Genomic DNA, 18,311 nt, shown 5'->3' with positions numbered 1-18,311 from the left:
CGTGCTGCCGCTGACAATCCGGGATTGCAGCGCTGGCCAAACTGCTTAGGCGCGGGCGGCGGCGTCTGATAGCCAGGCTTCGATCAGCCGCTGCACGTGAAGGGCGGAGCGCACGCCATTGGATGGCTCGCGTCGTTGTTCGATGGCATCCAGCATCTCGGTGATCACGTTCCGATGCGGCTCGTGATCGAATGCCATCGGATCGGCACCACCTCCGCCCGATTGCGCAGTCCCGACCGTCTCTGGCGGGCCTTCGTGGCGATGGATGGCCAACTGGAACGTCTCGAGATAGGCCGAGCCGCGCGTGCCGGCGATTTCGATACGCTCTGGATAGCCGGGCCGCGCAACGCTGGTGGCATCGAGCACGCCGATGGCGCCACTCCGGAAGCGCACGGCCGCCGCTGTCACGTCTTCAGTATCGATCGTTCGGAGCGGAGAGGTCGATGCAAAACCGGCGACGTCCTTATGCGGCCCCACGAAATGCAGAAGCAGATCGAGCGTATGGATGGCCTGTGTGAGCAATACGCCGCCGCCATCGCGCGCCTTCATGCCACGGCCCGGTTGACGGAAATAGGCGTCATCACGCCACCAGCGGATCGATGCGCTCGCCGACAGGATATCGCCCAGATCTCCCTGATCCAGCACCGCCTTCAGGCGTAGTGCTGCGGGACGAAAGCGATGTTGCAGGCACACGCCGCACCGCACGTCAGCAGCCTCCGTGACGGCCGCGAGCTCCTCACCCCTGGCAACCGATATCTCGACGGGCTTCTCCACCAGAATGTGCTTTCCTGCTGCGGCTGCAGCCTGCACGGTCGCCAGATGCGTTCCGGGGGGCGTCAGTATCAGGACAAGATCGAGATCGGAGCGCGACAGCAAATCCTCTTGGCTATCGAAAATCGGAGCGCCCCACTGCTGTGAAAACGCTGACCGCCGGTCCGCTGACGGCGCAAATCCGCCGACGATCGTAATCCGTCCCTGCGCCTGCAATTCAAGCAACGAAAGAATATGCGGCTTCACCGCCATTCCGAGCCCAATCAGGCCGACTCCAATTGGCATGCGTTTCTCCCGATGGCCGACCTTCTCAAGGCGCCGACTTGTCGGCTCTTAGGGTCGGATATGACGTCACAGACTGATATGCGAACGAGCAAGACGGGCAAGGTGCGACATCGCGACATCAGCAAGTCCCGCTCATGATCGGCCGATTGCGATCTCCCAATGCTTGACAGATGTCGCCCAACTCGTCGATGCTGTGTTTACAAATAAATGACAACCGCGCGCGACGCGGGTGCATATGCCAGGGAGGAATCGGAAATGCGGATCTGTCCGAATGCATTATTGCGCCCGTTTGCCGGCGCCGTCCTCGCCGTGACGGCTGTCGCAGGCGAGCCCCTGAGGGCCGCCGAGCCGATCGTTCTCTCGATCATCGATACCGGTGGCGATCTCGCATCTACCCAGGTCATCATCGAGAACTACAAGAAGGCCAATCCCGACAAGATCAAGGAGATCAGGATTCAGCGCGCGCCGGCGCCGGAATTGCCGGCCAAGATCAAGGCTCAGCAGGATGCCGGACGGCTGGACATCAACCTTGTGCTGACCGGACAGGACGGTGGTGCGTTTCTCGCGGCCAACAACCAGTTGATCAAGATTCCCGATTTTGAGAAGCAGTTTCCGCGCGATGAGATGACCCCTGCCGGTAAGGCGCTCTACGACGAAGGCCGCGATTACATGGTGCCGTCGGTGGGCAACGCCGGCGGACCGGTGTTCGTCTACAATCCCAGCAAGGTCCCCAATCCGCCGAAGACCGCCGAAGAATTGCTGGCCTGGGCAAAGGCAAATCCGGGCCGGCTGATGTATGCGCGTCCGGCGAATAGCGGACCGGGACGGTCGATCGTACTGGGCATGGCCCACATCCTGAATGACTCAAAGCCGCTTGATCCCGACAAGGGGTGGGACAAGACCTGGGCCTATTTGAAGGAGCTTGGGCAATACGTCGAGTACTATCCGACGGGCACCGCGATCACATTGAAGGAATTCGCCCAGGGGCAACGCTGGATAATTGCCGGCATCATGGAATGGGACATGAAGCCCCGTGCCCAGAGCGTCATCCCGCCGGACTCCAAAATCACCATCCTTCAGAACACGACCTTCGTGGTCGACGGACATTACTGGTGCATCCCCACAGGCGTGCCGAAAGAGCAGGTCGACGTCATCCTCGATCTCATGAAGTTCATGCGTCGGCCGGAGCAGCAGGTGCTTTCCTGGCCGGGCTTCATTGGGCCGACTATCACGGCAGCTACGATGGAAAAGGCCCCCAAGGAGATCCAGGAACTGGTGAAGGAGTTCTGGCGGCCCGAATACGACGAAGTCGGCACCAAGTGGAAAGTATCCCCGCCGCTCGGCGTGAAGGAATTGAGCTACGCGATGGACCGTTGGGACCGGGAAGTGGGCGCAAACCAGGTCAAGAAGTAATCAATTCGATGAGCGTGCGGGTCCGCATGTACGGATCCGCCGGTGGCTTTGTTGCTTCTTACTCAGAAACGGGACGACATGAACGGGCCGGGAGATACGTTGGACTCGCTGAAGCTTGGAATCACCAAGCGCTATGGCAACAAGACCGTGCTGGACAACCTTGAACTCGATATCCGAAAGGGCGAGTTCGTCACCTTCCTCGGACCGAGTGGATGCGGAAAGTCGACGGCCTTGTCGATTGTCGCTGGCCTGATTGCGGCCACCGAGGGCGAGATCAGGCTCAATGGAGCGCGGGTCGATCATCTGCCGCCCGAGAAGCGCGCATTCGGAATGGTGTTCCAGAATTACGCGCTGTTTCCTCACATGACGGTCTTCGACAACGTCTCGTTCGGGCTCACCTTGAAGCCATTGTCCAAGGAGGAGATCAAGAAGCGCACCGATGCGATGCTCAAGCTGGTGCAATTGACCGGCTATGAGGAGCGCTATCCGGGCCAGCTCTCCGGCGGTCAGCAGCAGCGCGTTGCGATTGCGCGGGCCCTCGTGCTGCATCCGCGCCTGATGCTGTTCGACGAGCCGCTTTCCAACCTCGACGCCAAGCTGAGGGTCGAGATGCGGGCGGAGATCAAGCAGATTCACGCCGCGCTGGGGCTGACGTCGATCTACGTGACTCACGACCAGGCCGAAGCACTGTCGCTGTCGGACAGGATTGTGGTGTTGCGCAATGGCGTCCTGATGCAGTCGGGCACGCCGCAGGAAATCCACGACCGGCCCAAGAATGTCTTCGTGGCGGATTTCATGGGTTTCCGGAATTTCTTCAAGGTCAGGATCGCGTCGGTGTCGGACGGGATCGCCGAGGGCGTCGGCGATGGAATCCGCATTCGGGCACGGGCAGGGGACGACGTGCGCGTGGATACCGATATGGTCATGGCGATACGCCCGGACGATATCCGGGCGGGCGGCGAGGTGGTTTCCGGTGCCGAAGATGTTAGTGGTCGTGTCGAAGTGGTCGAGTATCTCGGCCGGGAACAGGAAGCCGCCATACGCATCAATGACAACACGCGAGTCTGGTTACGCACCGCCGAGGCGATACGAACCACCGACACGATTGGCCTTCAGTTTCCGATCGACAAGGTCGTCTTGCTTCCTGCGGAATAGGCGAGAAAATAATGCGCGCCGTAGCCAACGATGAGAAGAGCGAATTCGACGCGCTGGCATTCTTCTGTTTGCTGCCGTCCTTGCTCTACGTTCTTTGCATGTTCGTTTATCCGTTTCTGTACGGTGTTTATCTCAGCCTTCAGCCGCAAAATCTCAACGGCTTCAGCCTCGCGAACTATCTCACCTTCTTCAGCGATCCCTATCAGTATGGTACGATCTGGATCACCTTCAGTCTGGCGATTCCCACTACGATCGTTGTCCTTCTGCTCGCTCTTTGGCTGGCTTACGGCATGCGCCGGGGCATTTTCATGGAACGGACCGTGACGACGATCTTGATCATGCCTATTTCGCTTGGCGTGATCCTGCTGTCGGAAGGTATCTTGGGTTTCTATGGTTCGCAGGGTTGGTTCAATCAGGTCCTTCTCGGATTAGGGCTTATCAAAGAACCGTTCATTCTGACCCATAACTACGCTGGCGTTATGCTGGCGTTGTTCATGCAGCAGTTTCCGTTCTGCTTCCTGATGCTGCTGGGATACATATCCGGCATCGATCCCAGCCTTGAACGCTCGGCGCGGATGCTTGGTGCGACACCTTCGATTGTCTTCCGACGCGTGATGCTGCCGCTCATCGCGCCCGGTCTTGCCATCGCATTCGCACTGGTGTTCGTCATGAGCTTCGCGGTCTTTCCGTCCGCCATCATGCTCGGGCAGCCGGCGGGTACCACGCGCACGATCTCTATTGCGGCCTATCAGAAGGCCTTCGAACAATATGACATGTCGGCTGCTTCCGCGATCGCGGTGGTTATGGGCCTGTGTCAGCTGGCAGCGCTGCTGGTCATCATACTGTTCCGTCGGCGGTTGTCGCCGGCAGCGACCATGGGCGTCGGAAAGAGATAGGGCCGCACAATGCGAAGCAGAATGTGGAAGCTCTCGCTCTATCTGTTCATTGTGGGTTTCATCCTCAACATGCTTGGGATCGTGTCGCACGTTGTCGTGAGCTCGTTTGCCAAGCGGTGGTTCGGCGGCCTGCTGCCGCCGGCCTATACGACGGACTGGTTCGCTTATGCGTGGAAGAATTTCGATCTGGGGCAGGTGTTAGGTGTCACGCTGCTAATCGTAGTCGTTGTCGTCTTCCTTGCATTGGCCATTGGATTTCCGGCCGCTTACATTCTTGCGCGACGAAACTTCCGATTCAAATCGGTCATTCTGCTGCTGTATTTTCTGCCGCTGGTAATCCCACAAATGACTTACGGGATTCCGCTGGCAACCACTCTCTACCGATACGGGGTCGGCGGATCCGTCGTCGGCGTGATTCTGGCGGTCCTGGTGCCGATGGTCCCGTTGGCGGTCTTCGTGTTGATGCCATTTTTCGAGCAGATCAGCGTCAATCTGGAATGGAGCGGGTCAATGCTTGGCGCAAGCCGGGTTCAGATTTTCAGGCGGATTCTGTTGCCCCTGATGGTACCGGGAATACTGACCGCCGGCGTCCTTGTGCTGGTCAATACGATATCGAATTTCGAGCTCGCATTTCTCCTCGGCGGCGGTGGATCGCAGACGCTCGTCGTCGCGTTATTCTACAATATGTTTGCCGGTGGTGTTCGCCCCGTCTATTCCATCGATGCCATGGCCGTGATCTACATGGTGATGGTCATGACGCTGCTTCTGATCGCATTGCGGTTCGTGCGCCCGACACAGATGGTGTTCAAGCTCGACAAGTAAATTCATGTTTGAGGCCGCGCGTGCTTGGTCATCGCTAGGGTTGGCTCATGGCGCAAGGCCGACAGGAACCACCATGCCGAAGCATGGAGTCGGACCTAGTAACCGGCATTGACTTTTGTCGCGATCTTGAACCTGCCGTTCGAGGCGCGGATGGGTGGAACATTGAACAGTCCGATGACGAACAGCCGGTTGGGTTCTCGTTAGCATATTGGTTCATGGGCATCAGCGCGGTCCTACGGGCGCCTGTTTCCAAATTGAATTTCGTGACTTTGCGGGTACCTTGTATTTTGCGCCATACTAGCTTGGACTTCATCCGCTAACCGACGGGGTAACGGTGCAGGTCATCTTCGCGCCGATCACTTTGACAGCTGATGCGCCTGGCCAGACTCCGACTGGTGATCGGAAGCTGCTGTCGGTCGTTTCGGCGCTGAGATGGATTCGGCGCTATGTCGAAGCTGAAACCCGCGCGTCCCCTCAATGGGTTGACGTCGTCAGCAGGCTAACTGCGGCGAGCGAAGATTCGGCCAGCACTGTTGACGCTAGGAATGCGTTTCACGATGCAATGGTCGCCTATGGTTGGGCCAAGCGGAGCATCCATTGATTTCGTTTCGGCAAGGAGCCGCGTGTGTCAGCCGCCCGGGACTATCGGGTCTAGGCGCGTAGCCTCGAGCTGCCGACCCAGAAATCTCGATCGTTTCTGTTGCGGTTCATTTACCTAAGCGCAGCGGCGCTTCGGGAAATGTTTTCTGCCAGATAAAATGAGTCATTCCGACTGTCGCAAGCACCTTGTCTCCACTCATGAACAAACCGGTTCATCCGCTCGCCAGCGATATTCGACGCCGCGGCGTGATCTCGCGTGGTGGACTCGCCGAATTCCGTCCCCACATATGCAGTGCCAGGTGCCGCATCCGTGGTGGCTTGGCATGATTTGCTGCCGAGAGATAAACGTTCCCCTATGACCCCACCCAATGTCCTCCGCGACTTCGTCGATCGCCATCAACGTCTGTTTGTCCTGACCGGTGCGGGCTGCAGCACCAATTCGGGCATTCCCGATTATCGCGACACCGACGGCAACTGGAAGCGGACGCAGCCTGTGACCTTTCAGGCCTTCATGGGCGAGGAACTGACGCGGCAGCGCTACTGGGCACGCAGTCTCATTGGCTGGCGTCGGTTCGGCCGGGCGCGGCCGAACGATGCGCATCATGCGCTGGCGCGGCTCGAACAGATCGGCAAATGCGAGGTTCTGCTCACGCAGAATGTCGACCGGTTACATCAGGCCGCTGGCAGCAAGAAGGTCATCGACCTTCACGGCCGGCTCGATCTCGTGCGCTGCATGGGATGTGAACGCCGGATCCAGCGGGATGAATTCCAGCACGAGATGGGTCACCGGAACCCTGGCTGGCTGGAGCTCGATGCGGCCGTTGCGCCCGATGGCGATGCCGATCTGGAGGGCGTCGACTTCGCATCCTTTGTCGTGCCGGCTTGCGAGATCTGCGGCGGCATCCTCAAGCCGGATGTGGTGTTCTTCGGCGAGAGCGTGCCGCGCGCATTCGTCGATGCCGCGCTCGGCCACCTGCAGAACGCCGATGCCATGCTGATCGCCGGTTCGTCTTTGATGGTCTATTCCGGCTTTCGCTTCGTGCAAGCGGCGGTGCGCGCGGGGATTCCGATTGCCGCGGTCAATCTCGGCCGCACGCGCGCCGACGAGTTTCTCAGCTTCAAAGTCGAAGATCGCTGCGAGGACGCGCTCGCATTTCTGCTTCAGCGGGCGGATGCGCCCTAACGGCGCAAGCCTCGGTTCAGGCCGCCAGATCCCATAGTCGCGGACAGCCGCGCAGAACCACGGCGCGGCCCGTGGGTGTCAGCGCCGGATCAGTGTCCGATAGCGCAACCAGTCCCATCGCAACCAGCTGATCGAGAACGTAACGGTTCAGCTTGGCCGGTGGCAGGATCGCGGGGCGAAGCATCCGCAATGTGTCCCACTGGTTTTCGGTGAGCTGATATTCGGTCTCGGTCGACATGGTGTCCTGCTTGGATGAATCAGTGCATTCAGTGTGCATGGCTTACGGAACCCGCATGACCTTGATGCGACATGGCGGGGGCGAAATCTGGAAATCACCGGATTGTTGGGCGGCGCCAAAACGCTGCTTTTGCGCAGCTGTCACATGGACGTGCAACAGAACGCGCGAACACATGCGCGAATCACGGCGTGCTCAGACCTAATGAAAAGTAGAACAATGTGCCACCCGCATTGAAAAATATCATGCAGCTGATGCGTACGCGCCTCAGCTGGAGGTGGCTTGGCGCGCTCCTTAGCATAGCAATTGCTACGATTGCGTTTATGGCGCTGTCCAAGGCGCTTAAGGGCGTGGATTTCGCCCACGTGCTGTCTGTCATGCACATGGTACCTCCAGGCAGCCTCGCGCTCTCGCTGGTGCTGGTGGCGATCTCCTATGGCAGCCTGACACTGTATGACTGGCTGGCCCTGCAGATGATCGGGCGGGGGGACATTCCCTTCAGGATTGCAGCGCTGGCGAATTTCACCAGCTATCCGATTTCGCACGGAACCGGCGCCGTGCTGCTGGTGTCATCGGCGGTACGCTATCGGATTTATGCATCGCATGGCATCGGCCCAGCCGGCGTCGCCCGCATCTGCTTCCTGACCGGGCTCACCTTCTGGCTCGGCAATCTCACCGCGCTGGCGCTCAGCACCTTGCATGAGCCGGGTGCCATCAGCCGGATCGATCAGCTCTCACCTGAGATCAACCGCTTCATCGCAGTGGCAATTCTCGTGGGTATCATCGCTTATGTCGGCTGGACATGGAACGGCATTCGGACGCTCGGTGGCCGCAACTGGTCGGTGCCGGTGCCGAGCGGGCGCAACGTGTTCTTCCAGATCGGCATCGGTCTGGTCGATCTCGGCGCGGCGGCGCTGGCGATGTATGTGCTGATCCCCGAGACGATGGATGTTGGCGTCGCGCAGGTGATCGTCGTCTTCATCGCCGCCACGCTGTTGGGATTCGCCAGCCACGCACCCGCGGGCATCGGTGTGTTCGATGCCACGATCCTTGTCGGGCTTGGCGGCGAACATACCGAACAGCTGCTGGCTGTGCTGCTGCTGTTCCGGCTGTTCTATCACCTGATCCCGTTCGTGCTGTCGCTGGCGCTGTTCGGTGCCGTCGAAGCCTATCGGAATGTGAACAGACGCAAGCTCGCCTGAATTACGTAGGCAACGTCAGAACCGCCGATTGCGCATAGCCGCGGAACGGTCGGTTGAAATCGAGATTGGCGTGGTGACGCTCCGCGAGCGCCTTCAGCACATCGAGGAGTTCGCGGCGCGGCGTTACGTCGAACAGCGTCAGCCAGTGCAGCAGCAGCTTGCTCGCGATCTTTGGCAACCGCTCCTGATGGCCGAAATCGACGATGTGTAGTTTCCCGCCGGGCTTGAGCTGCGATACGGTGTGATCGAGCACATCCTGCCAGCCCGGGATCATCGAGAGGCTGTAGGAAATCATGACGTGATCGAATGACGGAACAGCAAAGATGCGCGCCGGATCGAAATTCGTCGCATCGCCATGGGCGACACGGACGGTATCCGTGAGCTCGTTGCGCGCAATGGATGCGATGGCCGTGGTCAGCATCTCGGTCGAAATATCGATGCCGTAGAATACCGTTTGTGGATATTTCCGAGCAGCCTGAACGAGATTGCGGCCGGTACCGCAGCCGATCTCCAGCACCGTCGCGCCCGGCGCAGGCGCGAGTTCTGCGATGAGCTGATCGCGCCCGAGAAGATAGTACCGGCGCGTCGCGTCATAGATGAAGCGCTGCCAGCGATACATCCGGTTCATGCGATGGGTGGCTTCGTTCGACCATGCGGGCTGACCGCCGTCTTCGTATTCGGAGACAATCGTCATGGCGCACCTCGTCGCATCCGGATGAGCGATCCATTTCACCGCAACACGACAGCGGTGTGACAGTAGTTTCGTCGCGGGAATCGGCCGAAATTTAGAATGACTGTCGCAAAACCGCAGTCTGCGCTTGATAAAAATTTCAGATTGTCGATTCGAAGGGTCCAAGAAGCCGATGAATACGCATCTGATCGCCGACGCCGTTCGCAATAGCCGTGGTCGCGAGGAAACGACGATCTGGGACAGGCTGTTTGCCTTCTGGTTCCGCCGGCTGGTCTATACCCAGATCTGGGAAGATCCCGAAGCCGACATGGCGGCGCTGAAACTGGCGCCCGGTTCGACGATTGTCACCATCTCCAGCGGCGGCTGCAATGCGCTGTCCTATCTGTCGGCGAAGCCAGAACATGTCTATGCGGTCGATCTGAATGAAGCGCATCTGTCGCTACTCAAGCTCAAGCTCGCCGGCCTGCGCGCACTGCCGAACTATCAGGACTTCTGGAAATTCTTCGGCGAAGGCGCCTCGGATATCAATGTCGGCCTGTATCGCGAGCGGCTGCGCCCGCTGCTCGATGCCGAAGCGCGCGGCTATTGGGACGAACGCGATATCCAAGGACGCCCGCGCTACGGTTACTTCAGTGACGGCTTCTATCGCCACGGCGCGCTGGGCCGCTTCATCGGCTTCGCGCATACGCTGGCGAAACTTGCCCGCATCGATCTCAAGGCGTTGTTGCACGAGGACAAGCAGTCCCCGGCGCGCAAGCGCGCGCTGGAACGGCTGCACTGGCTGTTTCATTCGCGGCTCGCTCGTATGATGACGAAGACGCCGGCGCTGTTGTTCAGCCTCGGCATCCCGCCGCAGCAGCGCACGCTGCTGGGCGGCAACCAGCCGCTCAACGAAGTGCTGCATCAGCGTCTGCTCGCCCTGATCGACGTGCATCCGAACGCCAACAACTATTTTGCCTGGCAGGCACTGAGCCGCAGCTATGTCGGCCCCGGCGACAAGTGCTTGCCGCTCTATCTGCAGCAGAGCCGTTACGCGGACACCGCCAGCCGCGCCGCTCTGGTCACGCCGGTGCATGCCAATCTGCGCGTGTTCCTGGAGAGCCTTCCAGCCCGCCAGATCGACGCGGTCGTGCTGCTGGATTCGCAGGACTGGATGGCGCCGGATGAAATCCGTGCGCTGTGGGACGCGATCGACCGCGCCGGCAAGGACGGCATCCGAGTGATCTTCCGCACCGCCGGTGCCGAGTCACCGCTGGACGATCCGGAACATGCATCGCTGCGTGAGACGTGGCAGCGCGAAGAGGCGCGCAGTGCCGAAGGTCTGGCTGCGGATCGTTCGGGCATCTATGGCGGGTTTCATCTGTATACGCGCAAGGCGTAAGGCGTTGCTGTCTTAACCTCTCCCCGCTTGCGGGGAGAGGTCGACTGTAACGCGCGTAGCGCGTGGAAGTCGGGTGAGGGGGCGGTGTTTTACTCGCTGGCTCCCCCTCACCCGAAGCCTCGCTGGCGCTCGGCTCCGACCTCTCCCCGCAAGCGGGGAGAGGTAAGAAGCGAGCACGTGAACGTCACACCCCCAGATAAATCTGCTGGATATACTTGTCTCCGGCGATCTCCGCCGACGTCCCCTCGCGGATCGTCCGCCCATGTTCCAGCACATAGACCCGATCCGCAATCCGCAGCGTCGATGTCGCGTCCTGTTCGACGATCAGGATCGCGGTGCCGTCTCTTCTGATCTGCTGGATCGAGTCGAAGATCAGCCCCTTCAGCCGCGGCGCGATGCCGACGGACGGCTCATCTAAAAGCAATAGCTCGGGCCGGCCCATCAGCGCGCGGCCGATGGCCACCATCTGCTGTTCACCGCCGGACAATGTGCTGGACTGCTGCCATTGCCGTTCGCGCAGCACCGGGAATAGCGTGAAGACGCGTTCCAGGTCTTTCTCGACATCGGCATTGTTCTTGCGGAGGTAAGCACCAAGCTGCAGGTTCTTCAGCACAGAGAGTTCCGAGAACAGCTTGCGCCCTTCCGGGCAATGGCAGATGCCCTTGGCAACGACATTGTATGGCTCGATCGGATGCAGCGACGCATCCTTGAAATTCAACGTGCCCTGCGAGGCAATGCTGCGCGAGATGGCCTTCAGCAGTGTGGTCTTGCCGGCGCCGTTGGGGCCGAGCACGCCAATGAGTTCACCCTTCTCGACCTTGATCGAGACGGATTCGATCGCCAGTGCTTTGCCATAACTGACCTTGAGATCGGCGACTTCAAGCAGAGGCATGGGCTTCCTCCGTCTTGCCGATATAGGCCTCGATTACCTTCTCGTTCTTCACGATTTCTTCCGGTGGGCCGACGGCGATGATCTCGCCGAAATTCATCGCGATCACGCGCGATACGAGTGCCATGAACTCGCGCAGCTTGTGTTCGATCAGCAAAATAGTGAGGTTCTCCTCGCGATGCAGACGCCTGATCAGTTGCGCCAGTTGTTCGATCTCGCTGCTGCCAAGCCCTGCGAAGGGCTCGTCGAGCAGCAACAGGTCCGGCCGGGTCGCCAGCGCGCGGGCGATCTCCAATCGCCGCAGGTCGCCGTAAGGCAGCGTCTCCACCGGCTCCTTGTCGCGACCGCCGAGGCCGACCTGTCCCAGCAGATAGCTCGCGCGTGCCTCCTTGTCCTTGTCCTCGCTGGCGCGCGGCGACATGCAGGCGACCAGCACATTCTCCAGCAGGTTCATGCCGACGAATGGCCGGGTGAGCTGGAAGGTGCGCGCCATGCCGCGATTGACCACCTTGTAGGGTGCGAGTTCGCGCACCAGTTCGCCGTTGAAGTGAATGGTGCCGGTGGTCGGCTGCATGAAGCCGGTGAGGATGTTGAACAGTGTGGTCTTGCCGGCGCCGTTGGGGCCGAGAATGCCGGTGAACTCGCCTTTCTTCAGCGTGAAACTCGCGTTCTTCACGGCGGTGAGGCCGCCGAAGCGCTTGGTCACGCCGTTGACTTCGAGCAGGTCGGTCATCGCAGGCGCTCCGTCAGCCGGCGCCAGAGCGGCGCGATCAGTCCATTGGGCAGGAAGAACAGGATCAGCATTAGGGTCAGCGTATAGATCCACAGCCGGTATTCGCCGAAGCCGCGCAGCATCTCGGTGAGCAACGTCAGGAGGATCGCGGCGACGGCGGCACCATAGATCGAGCCGATGCCGCCGACATAGACCATGATGATCACCGTGATCGAGACCACGACCGAAAACAGTGGCGGCGACACCTGCAGCTGGTAATGCGCATAGAGCGCGCCGCCGAGCCCGGCGAAGCCGGCCGAGATCATCAGCGACACGATCTTGTAGAACGTGACATTGATGCCGGCAGCCTGACAGGTCGCCTCGTCGCCGCGGATCGCGCGCAGCAGGAGTCCCCAATGCGACCGCGCCAGCAACGTTAGTGTGATCACTGCGGCTACGAGAATCGCCAGCACGAACCAGTAGTAATGCAGCGGGTTCTTCATGAGGGGATCGAGGCCGTAGATGCCTTCCTCGCCGCCGGTATATTCCCAGAAGATCAGACACAGCCGCTGCAGGATCGCCGAAGCGGACAGCATCGCCAGCGCGAAATATGGCCCACGCAACCGCAATGTCGGGAAGCCGACCAGCAGGCTGAAGGCGATGGCGATCACGACGCCGAGCGGCAGACTGACCCACGGATTTGTCGACCAGATCGAAGACAGGAAGCCGGCGGTATAGGCGCCGGCGCCGATGAACAGCGAATGGCCGAAGTTCTCGCGCCCGGTGAGGCCGGACATGAAGTCCCAGCTCGAGGCCCAGATGCCGTAGATCACGCAGACCGTGAGCACGCCGGTTAGGTAGTTGCTGGCGGCGAACATGGGGAGCAGCGCGAGAAAGGCGACGACGAGGATGCCGCCTGCGATGTCGATGGGGGCAATGCGTTTCATGTCAGAATGCCGCCCGTCGCCCGAGGAGTCCTGACGGGCGTATCATCAGCGTGACGACGACCGCGACCAGCGACACCAGCTCCGTCCATGATGTCGAAATCAGATAGGCAACGATGGTCTCGGAATAGCCGAGGATCAGCGACGCGATGATGCTGCCTGGGATCGAGCCTAGCCCGCCGACGATGACGATGGCGAAGGCCTTCACCATGGGCAGCAGACCCATGGTCGGCTGCACCGTGAGGAAGGGCGACACCAGTACCCCAGCGAGCGCCGCGGTGCCGGCGGAGATCGCCATCACGATGGAGAAAATGCGGTTGGTCGGGATGCCCATATATTGCGCTGCTTCCGGATCCTGCGATACCGCGAGGATGGCCGCGCCGAGGCGCGTGCGCTGAATGAACAGCCAGAGGCCGAGCAGCACGAGGACACCGGCGACAAGGGCGAGCAGGCGCTGGCCGGAGATATCGACGCCGCCGATCGAGAGCTTGTCAGCCACGAAGGAAGGCACGTTGCGATATTCGGAGCCGAAAGTGATGAACAGCGCCTGTTCGACCGCGAGCGAGACGGCGAGGGTGATCATCAGCACGGCGAGCTGAGACGAGCGCAACGGACGCACCAGAAAACGCTCCATCACCACGCCGAAGCCTGCGACGATCAATACCGCCAGCGGAGCTGCGATGAAGAGCGGAACGCCGAGCAGCGAGGTGAGGACATAGGCCGCATAGGCGCCGAGTGCGTAGAACGAGCCATGGGCGAGATTGAGGATGCGGGCGACGCCGAAGATCAGGGTGAAACCAACGGCCAGCATCGCATAGATGGCGCTGGAGACCGCGCCGTAGATCAGAATCTGAAGCATGAGAACCCGCTGTTGAAGACCGGACAACAGGCTCCTCGTCATTGCGAGGAGCCACTTGGCGACGAAGCAATCCAGTTCTCGCTTGTGGCTGCTGGATTGCTTCGCTCAGGGGAGGCCGCGAAGGACGGCCTCCCCTGGCTCGCAATGACGGCCGTTAGGGCACGGCTTGGTCCGACGCTTTAGTTGCTCATCCAGGGCGGCGCGATCATCGGGCCGGTTGCGGCTTCCTTCGGCCAGACCACGACGCGAGCGCCGTCCTTCTGCCACTGCACGAACAGCAGGTTCTGCAGGCCCGGGCCGGTCTTCACGTCGTGTACTTCGTCGAACACCAGCTTGCCGGCGATGCCGACATGGTCGGTTTTCTCCAACTCCTTGATGACCGCATCGGGCTCGATGGAGTTGGCGCGCTTGACGGCGTCTGCATAGACGTACACCGAGTCGTAAGCACCGATTCCGGTATAGACAGGCGCGGTGCCGAAGCGCTTCACGAATTCATCCCAGAACGGAATGGTCTTTGGCGTAAGCGGCGCGCGAATGGCGAACATGCCGACGGTTTCGGCATTTGCCTTGCCGCTGACGCGGGTGAAGAAGTCGGCGTCCTGGCTCTTGACGTCGATGCCGCCGATCGGGATCGGCACCTGCGCGTCATGCCACTGCTTGACGAAGATGTCCGATGAGGCATGCGAGAGCACGACGATCAGATACTGCGCGCCGGAATTCTTCACCTTGGCGAACAGCGGCGAGAAATCCGAGGTCGAAGTGTCGAAGAATTCGGCCAACGTCACGTCGGTGCCGCCGTCGGTCGCGCCCTTTTTCAGGATCGGAACGAGATCCTGCACCCATTTCGCGTTCTCGCCGACGATGGCGATCTTCTTCAGGCCCATCTCGCCTTTCAGCTTGCCGTTGATGAAGTCGACCAGCGCGCGGGCCTGATGCGCCGCGTTGATGGGGAAGGCGCGGAAAATATATTTGTAATTCTCGTAGTCTGTTTTCACCTTTGCGGTGATGGCCGGGGAGGCCGCGCCAACGCCGATATAGATCGTCTTGGCATTGGAAATATGCGGCAGCTGGGCCAGTGTGACGCCTGACGTATAGCCGCCGATCAGCACGTTGACCTTGTCATCGGCGGTAAGCTTCTTGATTGCAGCGATGCCCTGTTCGGGATTCTCGGTCTCGTCGGCGACAACCATTTCGAGCTTGCGGCCGAGCAATCCGCCCTTGGCGTTGATCTCTTCGATGGCCAGCTTGGCGGCGTTCTGGGTGTCGCGGCCGACCTGCAGCTGGACCGAAGTCGGAATGCCGATCTTGATCGGCGCTTGCTGGGCAGATGCTGGAGCAGTGGAAGCAAGGGCGCCAGCAACAATCATACTCGCAGCCGCAAGCTGCCTCAGAAATGAGTCCATGGTGTCTCTCCCTAGAGGCATCTGGGTCGTTGCCCGATGCTTTTTTGTGTGATCACAGACTGCCAAGTGCGGCGAGAGCAAGTCAAGGAAGATTGCGCACAGCAACACTGTGTCGCGGATTAAATTGCGAGCATTCACAAAGCGCTTCTTGTTGCGACGCGATCACTGCTTGCATGACATGTAACGATGCTGCGGCGCGGGTGGCACATTGCAAGTTGCGAGCAGGTGCAACATGCGCATTCTCAAGTGGCCGAGTTGGGGGTGGCGTTGGGTACAGCCGGGCTGCCAAGGGGTGGGACCGCCGACGCAGGTAATAACGGCGGTCCCGTGCCGTGCATTGAAATTCGGGGTTGGAAAGCGACTTCCGCACCCCACTGCGCGACGCGATCGACGCTATCCCAGCCGGGGTTTGTCGCAACTTAAACCAAATCTTAACCTAACCGATTAGGCTTACCTGGCCGGCTTTTCGAGCATTTTTAGTAAAGGTGGAGAATAATCTACTCCGCAGCCCGGGCCAGCAGAGTGATGTCGTTGGCATTGGCGCAATAGTTCTCGTAGTTCGCCGCCGCCGTCTTGGCTGCGAGGTCGGCGCCGCAGGCCCGTTTGTGTGCGCAACTGGCGCAGGCGTGGCGCATCTCCATCATGTCAGGCGGCCGGATCTTGGCAATGGCGGCTTCGTCAAAACCGAGCGCACGGAGCATCTGCGGCAATTCCTCCGCACCGTTCACGCCTCTGCGAACGATCGTATCGAGATCGCTTGGCGCAAGGCCAAGCTCATGGGCCATGCGTTTGAACTCGCCGCTGTCGAGCGCACCGAGTTCGTTGAGCTGGCGACGCTGGATCAACCAGTCGCCAATGCGTTCGATGAGATTGCTGACGACGGGATAGGGCTGGACGGATGTCATGGCGGTCTCCGCTGCTGAGAGTGATTGAGCGAAGGGTCTGCGCAGCAGCGCGGAGTCGCATTGCGCTGGATCAATCGGTGGGTGCGCCATGGACGGTTAGTCTTACCGCCAGAAATGCCTGCGCCGCAGGCACTTTCCGGGGAAACTCGAGGCTGGATTCAACGTTATCCATGCTTAACTTAGAGACATTGTTAGTCCAGAAGCCGGGAACCGGCCTCAGGAGGCGTAAATGAGTTGCAAGCGTTTGAGTATGATTGCGGCCGGCGTCAGTCTGCTGGCGTGCGTCGGTGCCGCGCAAGCGGACACATACAAGCCCGGCGAATTCTTGCTGCTCGACCTGCAGAAGGCCGTGCTGTCGCCGAAACTGCTGGGCCCGCCCGCGTCATTCGAGCAGGTGCAGATCCAGGCCAAGGCCGGTGCGAAGGCGAATGTGAAAGCTGATCCGGCGAAGGCAGCACCGCGTCTTGTGCGCGCGCAGTCTGCGAAGCCGGTGGCACAGCGCGCCGCTGCGCAGAAGAAGGTTGCCCGTCGCAGCAATCCGCTGAACGCCAATGCGGCGGACACGCGGGTGCAGGTCTGGCCGTGCCGCACAGGTGGCATCTGCAGCTGGCAGAAATGAAAAGGCGGCGGATTGCTCCGCCGCCCATTCGGTCTTCAGGCTGAGGCCTGAATGATCAAGCCTTGATCTCTTCCACGCCGCACCATTCGGCGATGAACAGCGCCAGTGCCGTCGTCGTCTTCTTCAGCGAGGGCAGGTTGACGCCTTCGTCGAAGCCGTGGACGCCGCGCGAGATGCAGCCGTAGTTCAGCGTCGGCACATTGTCGAACAACGCGTAGACGCGGCTGTCGAGATAGGCGAGCGAGATTTCCGGCTTCGGCTTCTGGCCGAACACCGCTTCATGCGCCGCGGCTAGCGTGGCTTCAGCATCCGAGCCCGGCTTGAGTTCGTAGCCCTCGGCCTGGAAGCCGTTGAAAGTCACGGTCGGCGGGATGTTCGACAGGAACGGATCCTGATGTGCGAAAGCGGCGACGCAGTCGGTGATCTCCTTCTTCGCAGCTTCGGCTGTCTTGCCGGGCAGCAACGAGATGCGGAAGTCCACCTTGCACCAGGCCGGGACCGATGACGCCCAGTCGCCGCCGGCGATCTTGCCGATGTTCAGGTTGACCGGCTTCTCGATGTTCTTGAAGTGCTCGTGCTGGTCCTTGGTCGCATTCCACTTGGCTTCCAGCTTGCGCAATTCGCCGATGATGCGATAGGCGCCGTCGATGGCGTTGGCACCGGTGCCCATGCGCTGCACATGCACCGGCACGCCGCGGACTTCGACCTGGAACCAGACCACGCCGATATTGGCGCGCGTGATCGTCTCATGCGACGGCTCCGACACGACAACGGCGTCGGCCTTGTAGCCGCGCAGATGTGTCATCAGCGCGCCGTCGCCGGTGGATTCTTCTTCCACCACAGACTGCAGATAGACCGTCGCCGCCGGCTGCAGGCCGAGGCTCTTGAGTGCATCGAGCGCGAAGATATTGGAGGCGCAGCCGGCCTTCATGTCGCCGGCGCCGCGGCCCTGCATCCAGTCGCCCTGGATCACCGGGTCGTAAGGCGGTGTGGTCCACATGTCGTGCGGGCCTTCCGGCACCACGTCCACATGGCCCTGCATGATCAGCGAGCGGCCTTTTTCCTCGCGCGGATAATGCGTGCCGACCACGATTGGCGCGGTCGAATGCAGGTCGTCCCAGGCGCCGGCGCCGGGATGATGGCCGAGCGCGGCGCGATCCATCTCGAAGCGCTCCATCTTGTAGCCGCGCGTTTTCATGGCGCGGAACATGAAGTCCTGCATCGTGTGTTCGTTGCCGCGCGTGGAGACGTGGCGCACCATGTCCTGGGTGAACTTCACCTGGGCATCGAAGCCCTTGTCGACGGCAGCGATGATCTTGTCGCGGAGGGCGGGATCGAGAGCCATG

The 18,311-nt window shown here is 60.6% G+C and carries 18 protein-coding genes; 8 read left to right on the top strand and 10 right to left on the bottom strand.

Annotated elements, in window-relative coordinates:
• Positions 1–45 precede the first annotated feature (45 nt).
• Entirely contained in the window at positions 46–1,056 is a 1,011-nt protein-coding gene (locus tag AC1DUY_RS15390) for a Gfo/Idh/MocA family protein (protein ID WP_478115352.1), read from the bottom strand.
• Positions 1,057–1,311: 255 nt separating this feature from the next.
• On the opposite strand from AC1DUY_RS15390, the gene AC1DUY_RS15385 reads away from it, so the two are divergent.
• From AC1DUY_RS15385 to AC1DUY_RS15365, 5 genes are all read left to right on the top strand, one after another.
• Positions 1,312–2,469, top strand: coding sequence for an ABC transporter substrate-binding protein (locus tag AC1DUY_RS15385; protein WP_441279454.1), 1,158 nt, complete (start codon positions 1,312–1,314; stop codon positions 2,467–2,469).
• Between the two features lie 99 nt (positions 2,470–2,568).
• Complete coding sequence (locus AC1DUY_RS15380; RefSeq protein WP_478115349.1) at positions 2,569–3,624, top strand: ABC transporter ATP-binding protein; 1,056 nt, start codon at positions 2,569–2,571, stop codon at positions 3,622–3,624.
• Positions 3,625–3,635: 11 nt separating this feature from the next.
• Positions 3,636–4,520 carry an ABC transporter permease gene (locus tag AC1DUY_RS15375; RefSeq protein WP_478115347.1) on the top strand — a complete coding sequence of 295 codons (885 nt, stop codon included), beginning with the start codon at positions 3,636–3,638 and terminating at the stop codon, positions 4,518–4,520.
• A 21-nt stretch (positions 4,521–4,541) separates the two neighbouring features.
• Entirely contained in the window at positions 4,542–5,342 is an 801-nt protein-coding gene (locus AC1DUY_RS15370) for an ABC transporter permease (RefSeq protein WP_478115345.1), read from the top strand.
• A gap of 955 nt (positions 5,343–6,297) precedes the next feature.
• Positions 6,298–7,125, top strand: coding sequence for an NAD-dependent protein deacetylase (locus AC1DUY_RS15365; protein ID WP_478115343.1), 828 nt, complete (start codon positions 6,298–6,300; stop codon positions 7,123–7,125).
• Between the two features lie 16 nt (positions 7,126–7,141).
• Here AC1DUY_RS15365 and AC1DUY_RS15360 read toward each other — a convergent pair whose 3' ends face one another.
• Positions 7,142–7,363: a hypothetical protein gene (locus AC1DUY_RS15360; protein ID WP_092139391.1), complete on the bottom strand. Its 222-nt coding sequence runs from the start codon at positions 7,361–7,363 to the stop codon at positions 7,142–7,144.
• A 320-nt stretch (positions 7,364–7,683) separates the two neighbouring features.
• Between AC1DUY_RS15360 and AC1DUY_RS15355 the strand changes: the two genes are divergently transcribed.
• Complete coding sequence (locus AC1DUY_RS15355) at positions 7,684–8,562, top strand: lysylphosphatidylglycerol synthase transmembrane domain-containing protein (protein ID WP_478115341.1); 879 nt, start codon at positions 7,684–7,686, stop codon at positions 8,560–8,562.
• Position 8,563: 1 nt separating this feature from the next.
• Here the strand turns inward: AC1DUY_RS15355 and AC1DUY_RS15350 are convergent, their stop codons facing one another.
• Positions 8,564–9,256, bottom strand: a complete 693-nt coding sequence (locus AC1DUY_RS15350) for a class I SAM-dependent methyltransferase (protein WP_478115339.1) — start codon at positions 9,254–9,256, stop codon at positions 8,564–8,566.
• A gap of 169 nt (positions 9,257–9,425) precedes the next feature.
• Between AC1DUY_RS15350 and AC1DUY_RS15345 the strand changes: the two genes are divergently transcribed.
• On the top strand, positions 9,426–10,634 hold the full coding sequence (locus AC1DUY_RS15345) for a BtaA family protein (RefSeq protein WP_478115337.1): 1,209 nt from the start codon (positions 9,426–9,428) through the stop codon (positions 10,632–10,634).
• 184 nt (positions 10,635–10,818) lie between these two features.
• On the opposite strand, the gene AC1DUY_RS15340 is transcribed toward AC1DUY_RS15345, so the two are convergent.
• The 6 genes from AC1DUY_RS15340 to AC1DUY_RS15315 form a co-directional block, all read right to left on the bottom strand.
• Positions 10,819–11,526: an ABC transporter ATP-binding protein gene (locus AC1DUY_RS15340; RefSeq protein WP_439057195.1), complete on the bottom strand. Its 708-nt coding sequence runs from the start codon at positions 11,524–11,526 to the stop codon at positions 10,819–10,821.
• The gene (locus tag AC1DUY_RS15335; RefSeq protein ID WP_120288460.1) at positions 11,513–12,256 is read right to left on the bottom strand and encodes an ABC transporter ATP-binding protein; all 744 of its coding nucleotides are present in this window, start codon (positions 12,254–12,256) and stop codon (positions 11,513–11,515) included. Before AC1DUY_RS15335 ends, AC1DUY_RS15340 begins: the two co-directional genes overlap by 14 nt.
• Positions 12,253–13,182, bottom strand: coding sequence for a branched-chain amino acid ABC transporter permease (locus tag AC1DUY_RS15330; RefSeq protein ID WP_315840661.1), 930 nt, complete (start codon positions 13,180–13,182; stop codon positions 12,253–12,255). Before AC1DUY_RS15330 ends, AC1DUY_RS15335 begins: the two co-directional genes overlap by 4 nt.
• Before the next feature lies 1 nt (position 13,183).
• Entirely contained in the window at positions 13,184–14,038 is an 855-nt protein-coding gene (locus AC1DUY_RS15325) for a branched-chain amino acid ABC transporter permease (RefSeq protein ID WP_068733337.1), read from the bottom strand.
• A gap of 179 nt (positions 14,039–14,217) precedes the next feature.
• Positions 14,218–15,441: an ABC transporter substrate-binding protein gene (locus AC1DUY_RS15320; RefSeq protein WP_478115333.1), complete on the bottom strand. Its 1,224-nt coding sequence runs from the start codon at positions 15,439–15,441 to the stop codon at positions 14,218–14,220.
• A 497-nt stretch (positions 15,442–15,938) separates the two neighbouring features.
• Positions 15,939–16,346, bottom strand: a complete 408-nt coding sequence (locus AC1DUY_RS15315) for a hypothetical protein (RefSeq protein ID WP_089262161.1) — start codon at positions 16,344–16,346, stop codon at positions 15,939–15,941.
• Between the two features lie 229 nt (positions 16,347–16,575).
• Here AC1DUY_RS15315 and AC1DUY_RS15310 point away from each other — a divergent pair, with 229 nt between their 5' ends.
• On the top strand, positions 16,576–16,965 hold the full coding sequence (locus AC1DUY_RS15310) for a hypothetical protein (protein ID WP_478115331.1): 390 nt from the start codon (positions 16,576–16,578) through the stop codon (positions 16,963–16,965).
• Between the two features lie 55 nt (positions 16,966–17,020).
• Here AC1DUY_RS15310 and AC1DUY_RS15305 read toward each other — a convergent pair whose 3' ends face one another.
• The gene (locus tag AC1DUY_RS15305; protein WP_175368797.1) at positions 17,021–18,310 is read right to left on the bottom strand and encodes an ArgE/DapE family deacylase; all 1,290 of its coding nucleotides are present in this window, start codon (positions 18,308–18,310) and stop codon (positions 17,021–17,023) included.
• Between the last annotated feature and the right edge of the window lies 1 nt (position 18,311).

This window comes from Tardiphaga sp. P4_G1 (assembly GCF_056401215.1).
The sequence above is the reverse complement of the archived record's forward strand: the minus strand, read 5'-3'. Positions and strand labels throughout refer to the sequence as shown.